The organism is Streptomyces sp. NBC_01241, assembly GCF_041435435.1.
Taxonomy (GTDB): Bacteria; Actinomycetota; Actinomycetes; order Streptomycetales; family Streptomycetaceae; genus Streptomyces.
This window is the reverse complement of sequence record NZ_CP108494.1, coordinates 499791-518672: the sequence shown is the minus strand read 5'-3', so window position 1 is coordinate 518672 and position 18882 is coordinate 499791. Positions and strand designations below refer to the sequence as shown.

Annotated in this window: 1 protein-coding gene; it reads right to left on the bottom strand. The window is 73.0% G+C overall.

The window, feature by feature from the left end; translation table 11 throughout:
* The gene (locus OG306_RS01825) at positions 1–18843 is read right to left on the bottom strand and encodes a type I polyketide synthase (RefSeq protein ID WP_371665062.1); all 18843 of its coding nucleotides are present in this window, start codon (positions 18841–18843) and stop codon (positions 1–3) included.
* Positions 18844–18882: the final 39 nt, after the last annotated feature.

Below are 18882 nucleotides of genomic sequence, written 5' to 3'. Positions count from 1 at the left end.
TCAGCCGAGTTCCTCCAGCCACCTGCTGACCGCCAGCGCGGTCGTCCCGCCGTGCTCGCGCATGACCGTGAAGTGGTTGCCGGGCACGTCGACAGCCGTGTGGGGCAGGTCCCACGACGCCCGCCAGTCCCTCTCGTGGTTCCACTCCGCGATCGGGTCCGACGCCCGCAGCACGAGTGTCGGGGCCTGGATGTCCCGGGGCTGGAAGTACGTGAACATCCCGCCGTACCAGGCCTGCGCGGTGAGCCGGGTGTCGTCCATGGACACGTACAGGTCCTCGCGCTGGAACATGCCGTCGTTGAACTCCTCCTTCCACTCCTCGTACACCGGCTGATCCAGCGGATAGGTGTCGACGAGGACGACACCGGCCGCCACGACGCCCATCTGCTCCAGCCGGTAGGCCAGCGCGTGGGCGAGCAGGCCGCCGCCCGAGTGCCCGACGATCACGAACGGGTCGTCGCCCACGACGTCCAGCAGGGCCTTCGCCTGCCAGGCCAGCGCCGTGTCCGGATCGGACGCGAGCAGTTCGCCGTCCCGATAGCCGGGCACCGGCAGGGCGATGACATCGCGCTCCCCGCGGAACGACGAGGCGAACCGGGCGAACTCGTGGGGCCCGGCCACGGCGGAGGTGCCGCACTGGCCGACGATGCGCACCCGTCCCTCACCGCGGGCGAGGAAGACCGGATCGGGCGCCACCTCGAGTTCGTCGGGGTCCTCGAACTTCGGGCGGAAGCCCGCGGCCTCCCTGAGGAACTCCATGAACCTGACCAAGGAGCCCTCCTGCGACGCCTCCTGCAGCAGCAACCGCAGGATCCCACCGCCACGCGGCCCGGCGTCGGTGCCCGCCCCCGCGTCGTCGGCGTCGGGGCCGAGCAGAGTGTGCAGCACATGCGCGGCCAGCGCGGCCGGAGTCGCGTGATCGAACACGACCGTACTGCTCAGTGCCGCACCGGTGACGACCTGCAGCGCGTTGCGCAGCTCGATCGCCGTCAGCGAGCTCATGCCCAACTCGAGGAACTCGCGGTCCGGTTCGACGCTCTCCACGTCCGGATAGGCGAGCACGGCTGCCGTGTGCGCCCGGACCAGGTCCACGGCCGCCAGGTGCCGCTCGGCACGCGGCAGCCTCTCCAGCCGCTCACGGAGATCCTCGGGACCGGCGCCGCCGCCGGCCGCCGAGCCGATGCCGCGCAGGCGGCGTACCTCCGGCAGGTCGTCGAGCAGGCGCCGGGCACGGTCACGCGTGTACGCGGCGGCGAACGGGGCCCAGTCGACATCGGCGACGACGACACCGGACCCGGCCGGCAGCCGTCCGAGCACCCCGGTCGCGATCTCCGGCGGCATCGCTCGCAGACTGCTCTGCCGCAGCCACTCCAGCTCGTCCGCATCACCGCCCGCGAGGTCCGTCCACGGCCCCCAGGCCACCGAGGCGGCGGAAGCTCCTCCCGCCCGCCGGTACGCGGCCAGGGCGTCGAGGTAGGCCCCGGTCGCCGAACGGGCCACCTGCCGGGCGTCTCCCCAGACTCCGTCGGCCGAGGTCAGCAGCACGAACGCGGCCAGATCGAGACCGGCGGTCAGCTCGTGCAGATGCAGGGCCCCGGCGACGACACGGTCGATCGCACCGAACCCGGCCGGTGTCAGGGCCGACGGCTCGCAGTCCGAGGCGATCTCGGGCGCGTACACGACAGCGGCCAGCGGCCGCTCGCCGGGAATCTCCGCGAGTACCCGGGCCAGCGCGGCACGGTCCGCCGGGTCGCAGTCCACGACCGTGACCCGCGCGCCACGCCCGGTCAGATCGGCGACCAGCTCGGTCACACCGCGACCCGCCGCGCCCTCGCGTCCGGTGAGCAGCAGATGCCGCACCCCCTGGTCGGCGAGCCAACGCGCCGTTCCCGCCCCGGTCCCGCCGGTCCCGCCGGTCCCGCCGGTCACCAGGACCGTGCCGGACTCGGGCCAGCGGACCGGCTCGCCGTCGGTCATGGGATCCGGCACGTCCGGCACCAGCCGCGGTACCCGCAACTGGCCGTTACGTACGGCCAGTTGCTCGTGTCCCGACAGCAGCGCGGCGGTGAACATCGGCCAGTGACGGGCCGCCGGCTCCTCGGGCAGGTCGATCACACCGCCCCAGCGGGCCGGGCCGGCGCGGTCGACCGCCCGCCCGAGACCCCACAGGAGCGCCTGCGCCGGATCGCGGACCGGGTCGGACGCGCCGGTCGACACCGCGCCCGAGGTGACACACCACAGCGGGGCGTCGACACCGGCGTCCCGGAGTGCCTGAAGCAGCTCCAGCGTCCCCTCGAAGCCCGCGGCCCGGGCCCGCATCCCCCCAGTGCCCGCCTCCTCGGTGTCCGCCCCTTCGGCGTGCCCGCCGAGCGCCGTCAGCGACACCACCCCGGCGAGCCCGTCGGATTCGGCGAGCACGTGCTTGAGCCGCTCCACGAGACCGTGCCGTGTCATGTGCGACCCGTCGACGGGCAGGCGCAGCACGGTCGCACCGGCGTCGGCCAGGGCGGCGGCGAACCCGGCCCCCGGGTCGTCCGCCCGCGTGACGAGAAGCCAGGTACCGGGGGAGCCCGCGGGGACGGGCAGATCGGCGACCGGCTTCCACACGACCCGGTACCGCCACGAGTCGAGCAGCGAACGCTGCTGCCGGCGCTGCCGCCACGCGGACAGGGCGGGCAGCGCGGATTCGAGTCCGGGCAGCTCCGCCAGATCCCCGCGCTCCACGGCGTCCCAGAACGCGGCGTCCACCACATCGCCGGCGGCCGTCACCGGCGGCTCCGGCCAGTACCGTTCGCGCTGGAAGGCGTACGTCGGGAGCGGGGTGCGACGGCCGGTGAGCACGGCGGGCCAGTCGACGTCGACGCCGGCCTTCCACGCCTCGCCCAGGGAGGCCAGCAGCCGGCGCGGCCCGCCCTCGCCACGCCGCAGTGTGCCGAGCACCGCGGCCTGCACGTCCGCCGCGTCGAGGGTCTCCTGGACGCCGACCGTGAGAACCGGGTGCGGGCTCACCTCGATGAAGGTACGCATCCCCTGCTCCAGCAGATTGCGGACCGTGTCCTCGAACTCGACAGGGGAGCGCAGGTTGTCGTACCAGTACTGCGCGTCCAGGCGGCTCTCCAGCAGACGGCCGGTGAGCGTGGAGAACATCGTCACCGTGCCGTCACCGGCCGGGGACAGCCCCGCCAGGTCCGTCAGGACACGCTCCCGCAGCTCCTCCATCCACACGGAGTGCGAGGCGTAGCCCATGACGATCGGTCGCGCACGGATCCCCCGCCGCTCGCACTCGGCCGTCAGTTCCTCAAGGGCACCGTTCTCCCCGGACACGACGGTGGACGAGGGGCCGTTCACGGCCCCGATCGACACTCCCGCCCTGCCCGACACCAGATCCGCGACGGCCTCCCTGCCCGCTGCCAGCGACACCATCCCGCCGCGGCCGGCCACCGAGGCCAGGATCCGCGACCGCAGCGCCGCCACCCGCGCACCGTCGTCCAACGACAGCCGTCCCGCCACACACGCCGCGGCGATCTCTCCCTGCGAGTGACCCACCACCACGGACGGCACCACACCCGCCGCCCGCCACACCTCCGCCAGGGCGACCATCACCGCCCACAGCACCGGCTGGATCACGTCCACCGGCTCCAGGTCCCCGTCCCGCAGCAGGACGTCGCTCAGCGACCAGTCCACATACGGGGCGAGCGCGGTCTCGCACTCGGCCATCCGCTCCCGGAAGACCGGCGAGGTCTCCCACAACTCCTGTGCCATGCCCACCCACTGGGGGCCTCCGCCCGGGAACACGAACACCACGCCGCCCGAGGAACCCACGGCACCCGCGGACACCGCACCGACCCCCGAGGCGACCCCGGACAGACCGGCCAGCAACTCCTCCGGGCCCTCGCCCACGACCACGGCACGATGCTTGAGCGCGGCCCGGCCCGTCGCGAGCGACCAACCCACGTCCGCGATGTCCGCCGCCTCCGCCGCGTCCGCCGCGTCCTGGGCGGGCTGTTCGGCCACGAACGACCGCAACCGCTCCGCCTGTGCCCGCAACGCCTCAGCGGACCTCGCCGACACCACCCACGCCGACACACCCGCACCCGGCGACAGCACACCGGGACCGCCGGGCACACCCGGACCCGCCTGCTCCGGGACCTCGTCCGGCTCCGGTGCCTGCTCCAGGATCACGTGGGCGTTCGTCCCGGACATCCCGAAGGAGGACACCGCCGCACGCCGGGGACGATCACCGGCCTCGGGCCAGGGACGCGACTCGGTCAGCAGTTCCACCGCACCGGCGGACCAGTCCACCTGCGGCGACGGCTCGTCGACGTGCAGCGTGGCGGGCAGCACGCCGTGCCGCATGGCCATGATCATCTTGATCACGCCCGCGACACCCGCGGCGGCCTGCGTGTGACCGATGTTGGACTTCACCGAGCCCAGCCACAACGGACCCGCCTCGTCACGGCCCTGGCCGTACGTGGCCAGCAGCGCCCCTGCCTCGATCGGGTCACCCAGCCGCGTCCCGGTGCCGTGGGCCTCCACCGTGTCGATGTCGGCGCCGGTCAGCCGGGCGTCGGCCAGCGCCTGCTGGATCACCCGCTGCTGGGACTGCCCGTTCGGCGCCGTCAGACCGTTGGACGCGCCGTCCTGGTTGATCGCACTGCCGCGCACGACCGCCAGCACCTGATGCCCATGACGCCGGGCGTCGGAGAGCCGCTCCAGCATCACCAGACCGACGCCCTCGGCCCAGCCGGTCCCGTCGGCCGCGGCGGCGAACGACTTGCACCGGCCGTCCGTCGCGAGCCCGTCCTGCCGGTCGAACTCGATGAACGCGCCCGGCGTCGCCATCACGGTCACACCACCGGCCAACGCCATGTCGCACTCGCCACCCCGCAGGGCCCGGGCGGCCAGGTGCATCGCCACCAGCGACGACGAACACGCCGTGTCCACCGTCACCGCCGGGCCCTCCAGGCCGAACGTGTAGGAGAGACGGCCGGAGATGACGCTGCCCGCGGTACCGGTCAGCAGATGGCCTTCCGCACCCGGCACCCCCGCGGCTCCGTATCCGGACGAGGACGCGCCGGCGAACACGCCCACGCTGCGGCCCCGCAGTGACTGCGGGGCCATTCCCGCCGACTCGAACGTCTCCCATGCGGCCTCCAGCAGCAGCCGCTGCTGCGGGTCCATCGCCAGCGCCTCACGCGGCGAGATCCCGAAGAGGCCCGCGTCGAACTCGACCGCGTCATGGACGAACCCGCCCAGGCCGCCCGCGAACCCGGACACCTCCACCGGCCAGCCGCGGTCCGCCGGGAACACCGACATCCCGTCCGCCCCGTCGGCGACCAGGTCCCACAGCTCGTCCGGCGACGTCACACCGCCGGGATAGCGGCAGGCCATACCCACGATCGCCAACGGTTCGTCGGCCGCGCCCGCCCGGGCCGGCACCATTTCCGCGGGCCGGTCGGCACCGAGGAGCTGGGCCTGGAGGTACTCCGCCAGCACCTGCGACGTGGGGTAGTCGAACGCCAGCGTCGCGGGCAGGGCGAGCCCGGTTTCCGTGGCCAGCAGGTTGCGCAGTTCGATCGCCATCAGCGAGTCGAAGCCCAGATCACGGAACGCCCGCCCGGGTTCGACCGCCTCCGCGGCGGAGTGCCCCAGCACGCTCGAAGCCTGCTCCCGCACCAGGGCCAGCAGCATCTCCTGCCGCCGGACCTCGGAAACGGCCATCAGCTTCTCGCGCAGCGGCGACTCCGGGCCGGGAGCGCCGCCCGGGGCGGTGTCGGCCAGGGCGGCCGCCTCGGGCAGGTCGCTGAGCAGCGCGCTGCGCCGTGCCGAGGTGAAGGCGGGCAGGAAGGTGGGCCAGTCGACGTCGGCCACCGTCAGCGTGCCCGGTCCCGAGTCGATCGCCTGGGCCAGTGCCCGCATCGCGAGTTCCGGATCCAGTGCGTCGAGCCCACGCCGACGCAGGTACTCTTCCGTCTCGCCCTCGGTGGCCATGCCGGCCTTGGCCCAGGGGCCCCAGGCCAGGGATGTGCCGGGGAGTCCGCGGTCGTGGCGGTGTTGGATCCAGGCGTCGAGGAAGGCGTTGCCGGCTGCGTAGGCGGCCTGGCCGCCGCTGCCCCAGGTGGCGGCGATCGAGGAGAAGACGACGAAGAGGTCGATCGGCAGGTGGGCGGTGAGTTCGTCGAGATGCGCCGTGCCGGTGACCTTGCTCGCGAGCACCTTCCCCACGGCGTCCAGACCGGTGAGGTCCAGCTTCTCGGGAGTCCCGACGCCGGCGGCGTGCACGATGCCGGTCAGTGGTGTGTGAGTGGGGATGCGGGCGATGACTTCGGCGAGGGCGTCGCGGTCGGTGACGTCGCAGGCGGCGACGGTGACCTGGGTGCCGAGGCGGGCGAGTTCTTCGGTCAGGCCGTCGGGGGCGTTGCCGCTGCGGCTGGTGAGGACCAGGTGGGGGGTGCCGCGGTGGGCGAGCCAGCGGGCCACGACGGTGCCGAGGGCGCCGGTGCCGCCGGTGATCAGGACGGTCCCGGTGGGGGTCCACGGGGTGGTGGGCGGTGTGGTGGTCGGGGCGTGCAGGACGCGCCGGCCGTGGACCCCGGAGTCGCGGACGGCGACCTGGTCCTCGCGGCCGTCGGCGAGGACGCCGGCAAGGCGTGCTGCCGTGTTCGTGTCGGTTGTGGGGTGGGTGTCGGTTGTTGCGGGGAGGTCGATGAGGCCGCCCCAGACGTGGGGTGCTTCGAGTGCGGCGACGCGGCCCATGCCCCAGATGGTGGCCTGGGCCGGGTTGGTCAGCGGGTCCGATGCCGTGGTGGACACGGCGCCGCGGGTGGTCACCCACAGGGGGGCGGTGAGGTGGGTGTCGGTGAGTGCCTGGAGCAGGGTCAGCACGCCGGCGAGGGGTGCGGGGATGCCGTTGTGTGCGGGCTGGTTGGTGAGGGTGTCGGCGAGGAGCAGGATGCCGGACAGGTCGGGGGCCTGGGCGGCGAGGTGTTCGAGTGCCGCTTTCCGTTCGTGGCGTGTGGCCGTGGCGTTGTCGTGGGGGGTGTCGAGGGGGAGGGTGAGGACGGTGGCACCGGCTCCGGTGAGAGCGGCCGTGATGGTGGCGGTGGTGGTGGGGTCGCCGGTGGTGGCGAGGATCCATGTGCCGGTGAGGGTGGGTGTGGTGGGGAGGGTGGTGAGGGGTTTCCAGGCGACCTGGTAGCGCCAGGAGTCGATCACGGAGCGTTCGCGTCGGCGGCGTCGCCAGGTGGCGAGCACGGGCAGGACCTGGCCCAGGGAGGCCGGGGGTTCGGTGAGTTCGAGTTCGGTGGCCAGTTGCTGGAGGTCTTCGCGTTCGACCGCGTCCCAGAATCCGGTCTCGGCCACCTCGCCGCTGGTGGGTGCGGCGACGGGCTCGGGCCAGTACCGCTGTCGCTGGAAGGGGTAGGTGGGCAGGTCGACCGTCCGGCCGCCCCAGCCGGCGAACACCGCGCGCCAGTCGACCTCGACACCGCAGGTCCACAGTCGGCTCACGGCGGTCAGGACGGTGTCGCTCTCGTCGCGGTCCTTGCGCAGAACGGGGGCGCAGAGCATGTCGTCGGCGCCGGTCTGGGCCATGCCGGACAGCACACCGTCGGGGCCGAGTTCCAGGCAGCGGGTCACGCCCATGGCCGCGAGGGCGGTGACGCCGTCGGCGAAGCGGACCGTGCCACGGACCTGGTGCAGCCAGTACGCGGGCTGCTGCATGGCACCCGGCTCGGCAACGGCTCCGGTGAGGTTCGAGACGACCGGGATGTGTGCGGGGTGGAACGTCAGGCCGTTCAGGACGTTCGCGAACTCGTCCAGCATCGGTTCCATCAGGGCCGAGTGGAAGGCGTGCGACACCGACAGGACGTTGAACCGCAGGCCACGCTCGGCGCACTGGGCGGCGTAGTGTGCGATGGCTTCGGTGGTGCCGGAGAGGACGACGGAGTTGGGGCCGTTGACGGCGGCGATGTCGAGGCCGGACTCGGCGACGTCGGCTTCGGTGGCCTGGACGGCGAGCATGCCGCCGCCCGCGGGCAGCGCCTGCATCAGCCGGCTCCGCTCCGCCACCAGCACACACGCATCGTCCAGGTCCAGGATCCCCGCGACATGCGCCGCACTGATCTCACCCAGCGAGTGACCCAGCAACACATCCGGGCTCACGCCCCACGACTCCACCAGCCGGAACAGGCCGACTTCGAGCGCGAACAGCCCCGCCTGAGCCCACATCGTGCGGTCGAGGTCGGCGCCGTCGGTCAGAACCTCCCGCAGCGGGCGCTCCAGCCGGACATCAAGTCGGGCGCAGACGGCGTCGAACGCTTCGGCGAACACCGGGAACGCCTCGTAGAGCCCCAGGCCCATGCCCGCGCGCTGGGAGCCCTGGCCGGTGAACAGGAACGCGGTCTTGCCTTCGCCCGTGGTGCCTGTGGCGAGCACATCCCCATCGGCGGCCAGGACGGTGCGGTGTTCCAACGCTGCCCGGCTGGTCGCGAGCGACCAGGCCACGTCGACCCGGTCCAGTTCGGGCTGGTCGGCAACGAAGGTCCGAAGGCTGTCGATCTGTGCGCGTAGGGCGGTGTCGGACTTGGCCGAGACGAGCCACGGCACCGGTCCGGGGCGCGTTGCCGACGGTTCGGCGACTGCCACCGGCTCGGGCGCGGGTGCCTGTTCGAGGATGATGTGGGCGTTGGTTCCGCTGATGCCGAACGAGGAGACCGCAGCGCGGCGCGGACGGTCCACCGCAGGCCACGCGCGCTGCTCGGTGAGCAGCTCCACCGCACCGGCGGTCCAGTCGACCTGGGTCGACGGTTCGTCGATGTGGAGGGTTGCGGGCATCAGGCCGTGGCGCAGGGCCATGACCATCTTGATGACGCCGGCGACACCTGCGGCGGCCTGGGTGTGGGCGATGTTGGACTTGACCGAGCCGATCCACAAAGGCTCGTGACCGGCGCGGTCTTGGCCGTAGGTCGCCAGCAGCGCCTGGGCCTCGATCGGGTCGCCGAGGCGCGTGCCGGTGCCGTGGGCCTCGACCACGTCGATGTCCGCACCGGTCAGGTCGGCGTTGGCCAGCGCCTGGCTGATGACCCGCTGCTGCGAGGGTCCGTTCGGCGCCGACAGGCCGTTGCTGGCGCCGTCCTGGTTGATGGCGCTGCCCCGCACGACAGCGAGGATCTTGTGTCCGTTGCGTTGGGCGTCCGAGAGTCGCTCCACCAGCAGCAGGCCGACGCCTTCGCCCCAGCCCATGCCGTCGGAGGAATCGGCGAACGACTTGCACCGGCCGTCGGACGCCAGCCCGCCCTGGCGGTCGAACTCGCCGAACACGCCGGGGTTGGCCATGACGGTCACGCCGCCGGCGAGCGCCATGTCGCACTCGCCCGTCCGCAGCGCCTGCGCCGCCAGGTGCAGGGCGACAAGCGACGACGAACACGCGGTGTCCACCGTCACCGCCGGGCCCTCCAGCCCGAAGGCGTAGGACACCCGGCCGGACATGACGCTGGTCGCGGTCCCGGTGAGCAGGTGTCCTTCCGCGCCCTGGGGGATCTGGGTTCCGGTGCCGTAGCCGGAGGTGGTGCCGCCGACGAACACGCCTGTGGCGGTGCCTGCGAGCGAGCGGGGATCAACTCCCGCCGCTTCGAAGGCCTCCCACGTGGTTTCCAGCAGCAGTCGTTGCTGGGGGTCCATGGCGAGGGCTTCGCGGGGGCTGATGCCGAACAGGTCGGCGTCGAACTCGTCGGCGTGGTCGAGGAACGCGCCCCGGCCGGCGATGCCCTCGGGCCAGCCACGGTCGGTGGGGAACGGCCCCACCGCGTCGCCCGCGTCGGCGACCAGGTCCCACAGGGACTGGGCCGAGGTCACCGAGCCGGGGAAGCGGCAGGCCATGCCGACGATCGCAACCGGCTCATCCACGGCCACCGACACCGGACGCGCCACCGACGGCGTCCCCGCTTCGGTACCGGAGAGTTCGGTGAGCAGGAAGTCGGTCAGGACGAGGGGGGTGGGGTGGTCGAAGACGAGGGTGGCCGGCAGCCTGAGTCCGGTGACCGACTGGAGACGGTTGCGGACCTCGACTGCCATCAGGGAGTCGAATCCGAGGTCGCGGAAGGCCCGGCCGGCTTCCACGGACTCCCCGTCCGCGTGCCCGAGGACGGCCGCGGCGTGGGTGCGCACGACGTCCAGCACCACCTGCCGGCGCTGCGCGGCCGCTGTCCCTGCGAGCTGCTGCCGCAGGTCGGCTGCTCCGCCGTCCTCCTCGAACGATGTCGGTGTGTCCGGGGTGGTGGCTTCGGGGAGGTCGGCGAGGAGTCGGCTGGGGCGGATGGCGGTGAACGAGGCTGTGAAGGTGGGCCAGTCGATGTCGGCGACGGTCAGTCCCGACTCCCCGGCGTCGACGGCTGCCGCGAGGGTGCGCATGGCGAGTTCGGGGTTCATCGGGGCCATGCCGCGTCGGCGCAGGAGCTGCTGGGTCTCACCCTGGACGGCCATACCGGCACCGTCCCAGGGGCCCCAGGCCACGGACGTGGCGGACAGGCCGCGTTCACGGCGCTCGGCCGCCCAGGCATCGAGGAACGCGTTCGCCGCGGCGTAGGCGCCCTGACCCGCACCACCCCACACTGCGGCGCCGGAAGAGAAGACGACGAACAGGTCGAGCGGAAGATCCGCGGTCAGGGCCTCCAGGTGTGCGACCCCGTCGATCTTCGCGCCGATCACCGCCGCCGTCGTGTCCCGGTCGGCGACCTCCAGCATCTGCGCATCCCCGACACCGGCCGCATGCACCACACCCGTGAGCGGAACATCTGCCGGAACACCGGCGATGACCTCGGCCAGCGCATCCCGGTCGGTCATGTCACAGGATGCGACCGTCACCCGTGCACCCAGTGCGGCGAGTTCCTCGACCAGACCATCCGGGGCTACACCGCGACGGCTGGTCAGCACCAGATGCGGCACACCCCGCCCCGCCAGCCACCGCGCAACCTCAGCGCCCAGCGCCCCGGTACCACCCGTGACCAGCACGGTTCCTGAGGGCTGCCATCCCTCGCCCGCCGCATCAGTCGCCGCTGCCCGGACCAAACGCCGGGCGTAGACACCGGAGCCACGCACAGCCGCCTGATCCTCACCAGCACCAGCACCGTCGGCGAGAATCGCGGCCAGGCGGCCGGACGCCTTCGCGTCCAGGGTCTCGGGCAGGTCGATCATGCCGCCCCAGCGCTGCGGGAACTCCAGCGCCGCGACCCGGCCCAGACCCCACACCGCGGCCTGCACCGGATCCAGCACCCGGTCCGACGCACCGACAGCGACCGCACCCCGCGTGAGCACCCACAACGGCGCGTCCACCCCGGCATCACCCAGCGCCTGCAACAGCACCGTCACCCGGGTGAGTTCATCCGCCACCACATCAGCAGTGCGGTCGGCCGAAGCCGCGCCGGCCGCCAGCACCACACCGCACACATCCGGCACGGCAGCGACCGCCCCGGCCAAGCCCGCACGGTCCACGACCTCATCCACCGACAAGCCCGCCACGACGGCACCCGCGCCGGTCAACGCCCCGGCCACGTCCGCAGCACTGTCGCCCACCACCAGCCAGGTACCCGACAGCAGTGCGGCAGAGGCCGTTTCGAGAGGCTTCCACACCACCTGGTAGCGCCAGGTGTCGATCACGGACCGCTGCCGGCGTTCCCGGCGCCACGAGGCGAGTGCCGGAACCACCGACCCGAGCAACTGCGGGGCTTCCGACAGCTGGAGCGTGCCCGCGAGTTCATCGAGGTCACCACGCTCCACGGCATCCCAGAACCGCGACTCGACCGGGTCCACCACCCCGCCCGCAGCCTGAACCGGCAGCGACGGGACGTCCAGCCAGTACCGCTCATGCTGGAAGGCGTATGTCGGCAAAGCTACATGGCGGCCGGTGAGCAGCGCGGACCAGTTCACGTCCACGCCGGTGGCCCATGCCTCGCCGAGGCTGGTCAGCAGGCGGCGCATGCCACCCTCACCGCGTCGCAGGGTACCCAGTGCCGTGGCGTCGGCCCCGGTCGCGTCGATGGTCTCCTCGACCCCGACGGTGAGTACGGGGTGGGCGCTGACCTCGACGAAGGTGCGCATCCCCTGTCCGAGGAGGGCACGGATCGCGGTCTCGAACTCGACCGTGGAGCGCAGGTTGTCGAACCAGTACCGGGCGTCGAGACCGCCGTCGACGGTCTCGCCGGTCAGGGTGGACAGCATCGGAACCGTGCCGGTGGCCGGAGTCAGCCCGGCCAGGTCGGCCAGGATCCGCTCCCGGAGCCGGTCCATCTCCGGCGAGTGCGACGCGTAGTCCACCGGAATGCGGCGCGTACGGATGCCCTGGCGTTCGCACTCGGCCATGAAGGAGCCGAGGGACTCCGCGTCGCCGGAGACGACAGTGGACGACGGACCGTTCACCGCGGCCACCGACACCGTGCCCGGCATCAGGCCCTCGACCGCTTCCCGGCCGGCAGCCACGGACACCATGCCCCCACCACCGGCCACCGCCACCAAAGCCTGCGACCGCAAGGCCACCACCCGCGCCGCATCGTCCAGCGACAACCAGCCCGCCACACACGCCGCAGCGATCTCACCCTGCGAATGACCCACCACCGCGGACGGCACCACACCCGCCGAACGCCACACCTCCGCCAGCGACACCATCACCGCCCACAGCACCGGCTGGACCACATCCACCCGGTCCACATCACCGTCCCGCAACAACACATCGGTCAGCGACCAGTCGACGTACGGGGCGAGCGCCGTCTCGCACTCGGCCAGCCGCTCCCGGAACACCGGCGAGGCATCCCACAACTCCCGCGCCATGCCCACCCACTGCGAGCCCTGACCCGGGAACACGAACACCACACCACCGGCACCCGTAACGGCCGACGTGGCCACGGACAGCCCGGCCAGCAACTCCTCCCGGCCCTCCCCCACGACCACCGCACGATGCTCCAACGCAGCCCGCGTCGTCGCCAGCGACCAGCCCACGTCCACCGGGTCCAGCTCCGGCCGCTCCGCGACGAACGAGGCCAGCCGCTCCACCTGCGCCCGCAACGCGGCCTCGGACTTCGCCGACACCACCCACGCCGACACACCCGGAACCGAAACAGGAGAGACCGAAGCCTCCGGCTGCGGGGCCTGCTCCAGAATCACGTGCGCGTTCGTGCCCGACATGCCGAAGGACGACACCGCCGCACGCCGCGGACGCTCCACCTCGGGCCAGTCCCGGGACTCGGTCAGCAGCTCCACCGCACCCGCCGACCAGTCCACCTCCGCCGACGGCTCGTCCACATGCAACGTCGCCGGCAGCACACCGTGCCGCAGCGCCATGACCATCTTGATCACACCCGCGACACCCGCAGCGGACTGCGTGTGACCGATGTTCGACTTCACCGACCCCAGCCACAACGGCTCACCGGCCTCACCGCGTTCGCGGCCGTAGGTCGCCAGCAGGGCACCTGCCTCGATCGGGTCACCGAGACGCGTACCGGTGCCGTGTGCCTCGACCACGTCCACGTCCGCGCCGGTGAGCCGGGCATTCGCCAGCGCCTGACGGATGACCCGCTGCTGCGAGGGCCCGTTCGGCGCCGTCAGACCGTTCGACGCACCGTCCTGGTTGATCGCACTGCCCCGCACGACCGCCAGCACCTGGTGCCCGTTGCGTTCCGCGTCCGACAGCCGCTCCAGCATCACCAGGCCGACGCCTTCGGACCATCCGGTGCCGTCGGCGGCCGAGGAGAACGCCTTGCACCGGCCGTCGCCGGCCAGCCCGTCCTGCCGGTCGAACTCGATGAACGCGCCCGGTGTGGCCATCACCGTCACACCACCGGCCAGCGCCATGTCACACTCGCCGGCGCGCAGCGCCTGCGTGGCCAGGTGCAGGGCCACCAGCGACGACGAACACGCCGTGTCCACCGTGACCGCCGGGCCCTCCAGGCCGAAGGTGTAGGAGAGGCGGCCGGAGATGACGCTGCCGGCGGTACCCGTGATCAGGTGACCTTCGGCTCCAGGGATCCCCGCCGCGCCGTAGCCGGACGAGGCGGCGCCGGCGAACACGCCCACGTTCCGGCCGCGCAGCGACCGCGGGTCCATTCCGGCCGACTCGAACGTCTCCCACGCGGCCTCCAGCAGCAGCCGCTGCTGCGGGTCCATCGCCAGCGCCTCACGCGGCGAGATCCCGAACAACGCGGCGTCGAAGTCGGCCACGCCGGGCATGAAGCCGCCCAGTTCGACGATGCCGCTGGGTACGTCGGTGGGCCAGCCGCGGTCGCGGGGGAACGGCGAGATGCCGTCCTGCCCGTCGGCGACCAGCCGCCACAGCTCCTCCGGGGAGGTCACGCCGCCGGGGTACCGGCACGCCATGCCGACGATCGCCAGTGGCTCCCCGGGATCGGCGTGTGCGGACGGGGACGTCGTCGTGGGGGAGTGGTCGGCCTCGCCGAGCAGCTGACCGATGAGGTACTGCGCCAGCGCCAGCGGCACCGGATAGTCGAACACCAGGGTCGCGGGAAGCCTCAGCCCGGTCCGTTCGACCAGGAGGTCGCGCAGCTCCACCGCGGTGAGCGACGTGAACCCCAGGTCCTTGAACGCCCGTCCCGGGTCGACCGCCTGGGGGTCGGGGTACTGCAGGACGTTCGCGACCGCGGTCTGCACCAGGTCGAGGAGGATCCGCTGGTGCTCGGCGACGGGGAAGCCGGCGAGCAGGTCACGGAGGCCGGCGCCGCCGGCGCCCGAACCGCCGCCGGTGTCGGCTCCGGGGTTCGCCGCCTCCGCGGCCTCCGGGAGGTCGGACAGCAGCGGACTCGGCCGCAGCAGGGTGAACGCCGCGGCGAACCGGGTCCAGTTCACGTCCGCGACGGTCACGCAGGTGTGCTCCTGCTCGATCGCCTGCGCCAGCGCACGCACGGCCAGCTCCGGGCTCATCGGCGACAGCCCCTGCCGGCGCAGCAGGTCCCCGGCTTCGCCCTGGACCGCCATACCGGCCTCGGCCCACGGCCCCCAGGCGATCGACGTGCCCGGCAGACCCCGGTCACGGCGGCTCTGCGCCCATGCGTCCAGGAACGCGTTGCCGGCCGCGTAGGCGCCCTGACCGCCGCCGCCCCAGGTCGCGGCGATGGACGAGAAGACCACGAACTGGTCGAGCGGCAGCTCCCGGGTGAGCTCGTCCAGTAGCACCGTTCCGTCGACCTTGCTCCGCATCACCCGTGCCACCGCCTCGGGGCCGGTCCGCTCCAGCGTCCCGGGGTCGTCGATCCCGGCCGCGTGGACGACACCGCAGAGGGGCCATTGCCCGGGAATGCCGGCGATGACCTCGCCGAGGGCGTCCCGGTCGGCGACATCGCACGCGGCCACGGTGACCCGGGTGCCGAGCGCGGCCAGCTCCTCCACCAGACCGTCGGGCGCCACGCCGCGGCGGCTGGTCAGCACCAGGTGCGGGGCGCCGCGCCCGGCCAGCCAGCGGGCCACCGTCACGCCCAGCCCGCCGGTCCCGCCGGTGATCAGGACCGTGCCGCCGGGGCTCCACTCGGGAGCGGTCCGGCGTGCCGGAGTGGCCCGCACCAGCCGGCGCCCGTGGACGCCCTGCCCGCGCACCGCGACCTGGTCCTCGCCGTCCCGGCCGGCCAGGACACCGGTGAGCAGGGCGCCCGTCCGGTCGCCCCACTCGGCGGGCAGATCGACGAGACCGCCCCACCGGTGCGGAAGTTCCAGGGCGGCGACACGCCCCATTCCCCATACGGTCGCCTGCGAGGGGTCCGCGGGCCGGTCCGACGCGTCGACGCGGACCGCGCCCCGGGTCAGCACCCACAGCGGCGCGGCGAGATCACGCGACGCGTGCACCGAGGCCAGGACGTCCGCCCAGCCGTCGGCGACCAGCACGACTCCGGCGACGTCCGGCACGGAGGCCGCCTCGTCGACGGGCGCGTTCACCACTGTCGCGCCGGCGGCGCCCAGGGCGGCGGCGACGTTGTCGTCCGCGCGCCCGCACACCACCCAGGTGCCCGGAAGCGGGGCCGGAGCCGGTCTCGCGAGCCGCTTCCACACGATCTGGTAGCGCCACGAGTCCACGGCCGCCTGCTCCTGCCGCTGCCGCCGCCACGAGGTCAGCGCCGGCAGCGCGGACTCGAGGCCCGCCAGCTCCCGCAGGTCCCCCCGCTCCACCGCGTCCCAGAACGCCGAGTCCTCGTCATCGGCGCGGCCGAGCCCGGCGACCCCCGGCTCGGGCCAGTACCGGTCCCGCTGGAACGCGTAGGCCGGCAGGTCGACGACGCGTGCGCCCCAGCCCGCGAAGACCCCGGCCCAGTCGACCTCGACGCCGACCGTCCAGAGCCGTCCGACGGCGCCGATCGCGCAGGCGGTCTCGTCCCGGCCCTTGCGCAACATCGGCACGAGCACGGCTTCCCCAGCGGTCTCGCGCGCCAGCCCGGACAGCACACCGTCCGGGCCCAGCTCCAGGCACCGTGTCACGCCCAGGGACTCCAGCGCCGCGACACCGTCGCCGAAGCGCACGGTCCGCCGCACCTGCTCCAGCCAGTACTCCGGACGCTGCATCAGCCCGGGTTCCGCCACGGCGCCGGTCAGGTTGGAGACCACCGGGATCCGGGCCGGGTTGAAGGAAAGCCCGTCCAGGACGGCCGCGAACTCGTCCAGCATCGGTTCCATCAGCGCGGAGTGGAACGCGTGCGACACCGACAGGACGGTGAACCGGCGTCCCTGCTCGGCGCATCGGGCGGCGTACCGCTCGATCGCCTCCACGTCGCCGGACAGGACCACGGAGGTGGGGCCGTTCACGGCGGCGACGTCCAGGCCGGAGTCGGCGACCTCCGCCTCGGTCGCCTGCACGGCGAGCATGCCGCCGCCCGCGGGCAGGGCCTGCATCAGCCGGCCGCGCTCGGCCACCAGCGTGCAGGCGTCGTCCAGGGACAGGATGCCGCCCACATGCGCGGCGGCGATCTCGCCCAGGGAATGGCCCAGCAGGACGTCCGGAACCACACCCCAGGACTCGGCCAGCCGGAACAGTGCGACCTCGACGGCGAACAGCCCCGCCTGCGCCCACACGGTGTGGTCGAGGTCGGCGCCGTCGCTCAGGACCTCGCGCAGCGGACGCTCCAGACGCGCGTCGAGCCGCGCGCACACCGCGTCGAACGCACCCGCGAACACCGGGAAGGCCGCGTACAGTTCGAGTCCCATGCCGGCACGCTGGGAGCCCTGGCCGGTGAACAGCATCGCCAGCCGGCCGGCGCTGACGACACCGGAGGCCGTCTGCTCGGCGCCGGGGCCCGTGAGCACCGCGCGGTGCTCCAGCGCGGCCCTCGTCGTCGCCGTGGACCAGCCGACGTCCACCGCGTCGAGGCCGGGGCGTCCGGCGGTGAACGCGCGCAGGTTCTGGACCTGTTCCCCGAGGCCTTCCGAGGTCTTCGCCGAGACCAGCCACGGCACCGTTCCCGGCCGCACCGCTCGCGCCGGTTCCGTGTCCTCGGCACCCTCGGGAGCCTGCTCCAGGATGACGTGCGCGTTGGTGCCGCTGATGCCGAACGAGGACACCGCCGCGCGGCGCGGACGATCCGACTCGGGCCAGGGACGCGCCTCCGTCAGCAGCTCCACCGCACCGGCCGACCAGTCCACCTGCGGCGACGGCTCGTCGACGTGCAGCGTGGCCGGCATCAGACCGTGCCGCAGTGCCATGACCATCTTGATCACACCAGCCGCGCCCGCGGCGGCCTGGGTGTGCCCGATGTTCGACTTCACCGAACCCAGCCACAGCGGCTCATCGGCCTCGCCGCGCTCCTGGCCGTACGTCGACAGCAGCGCCTGCGCCTCGATCGGGTCCCCGAGCCGGGTCCCGGTGCCGTGCGCCTCCACCACGTCGACATCCGCGCCCGTCAGCCGGGCGTTGGCCAGCGCCTGCTCGATCACCCGCCGCTGGGAGGGACCGTTCGGGGCGGTCAGACCGTTCGACGCACCGTCCTGGTTGACCGCGGTACCCCGCACCAAGGCGAGCACACGGTGCCCGTTGCGCCGCGCGTCGGAGAGCCGTTCCACGACCAGGACCGCCGCGCCCTCGGACCAGCCCGTGCCGTCCGCCGCCGCGGCGAACGACTTGCAGCGCCCGTCCGACGCCAGCCCGCCCTGCTGCGCGAAGTCCACGAAGACCGCCGGCGTGGACAGCACCGTCACACCGCCGGCCACCGCCAGATCACACTCACGCGACCGCAGCGCCTGCGCCGCCAGATGAAGCGCGACCAGCGAGGACGAGCATGCCGTGTCCAGCGTCACCGCCGGACCCTCGAGCCCGAAGGTGTAGGCCACCCGGCCCGACAGCACGCTTCCCGCGTTGCCGGTGCCCAGGAAGGCTTCCACACCCTCCGGCACCACGCTCATGCTCGACGCGTAGTCGTGATACATCTGCCCCGCGTACACGCCGGTCGACGAACCGCGCAGCGACATTGGGTCCAGCCCCGCGGACTCGAACGCCTCCCACGCCGCCTCCAGCAGCAGCCGCTGCTGCGGATCCATCGCCAGCGCCTCACGCGGGGAGATGCCGAAGAGCCCCGCATCGAAATTACCGGCACCGGCGACGAAGCCGCCGGTCCCGGACACCCCGTCCCAGCTCACGTCCCAGCCGCGGTCGTCGGGGAAGTCCGTCACCCCGTCCCCGCCGGCCGTGACCAGATCCCACAGCCCCTCGGGGGACACCACACCGCCCGGCAGCCGACACGACATGCCCACGATCGCGATCGGCTCGCGATCCGCCGACTCGATGCTCCGGAGCCGCTGCTTCGTGCTGTGCAGATCGGCCGTGACCCGCTTGAGATAGTCGCGCAGCTTCATCTCGTCTGACATCAGGGCCTCGTTGTGTGTCGTGGGCGGATCCGGAAACGC

Coding starts and splice junctions, on each gene's coding strand:
- OG306_RS01825 (WP_371665062.1), bottom strand. CDS start 18,843: ATGTCAGACGAGATGAAGCTGCGCGACTATCTCAAGCGGGTCACGGCC.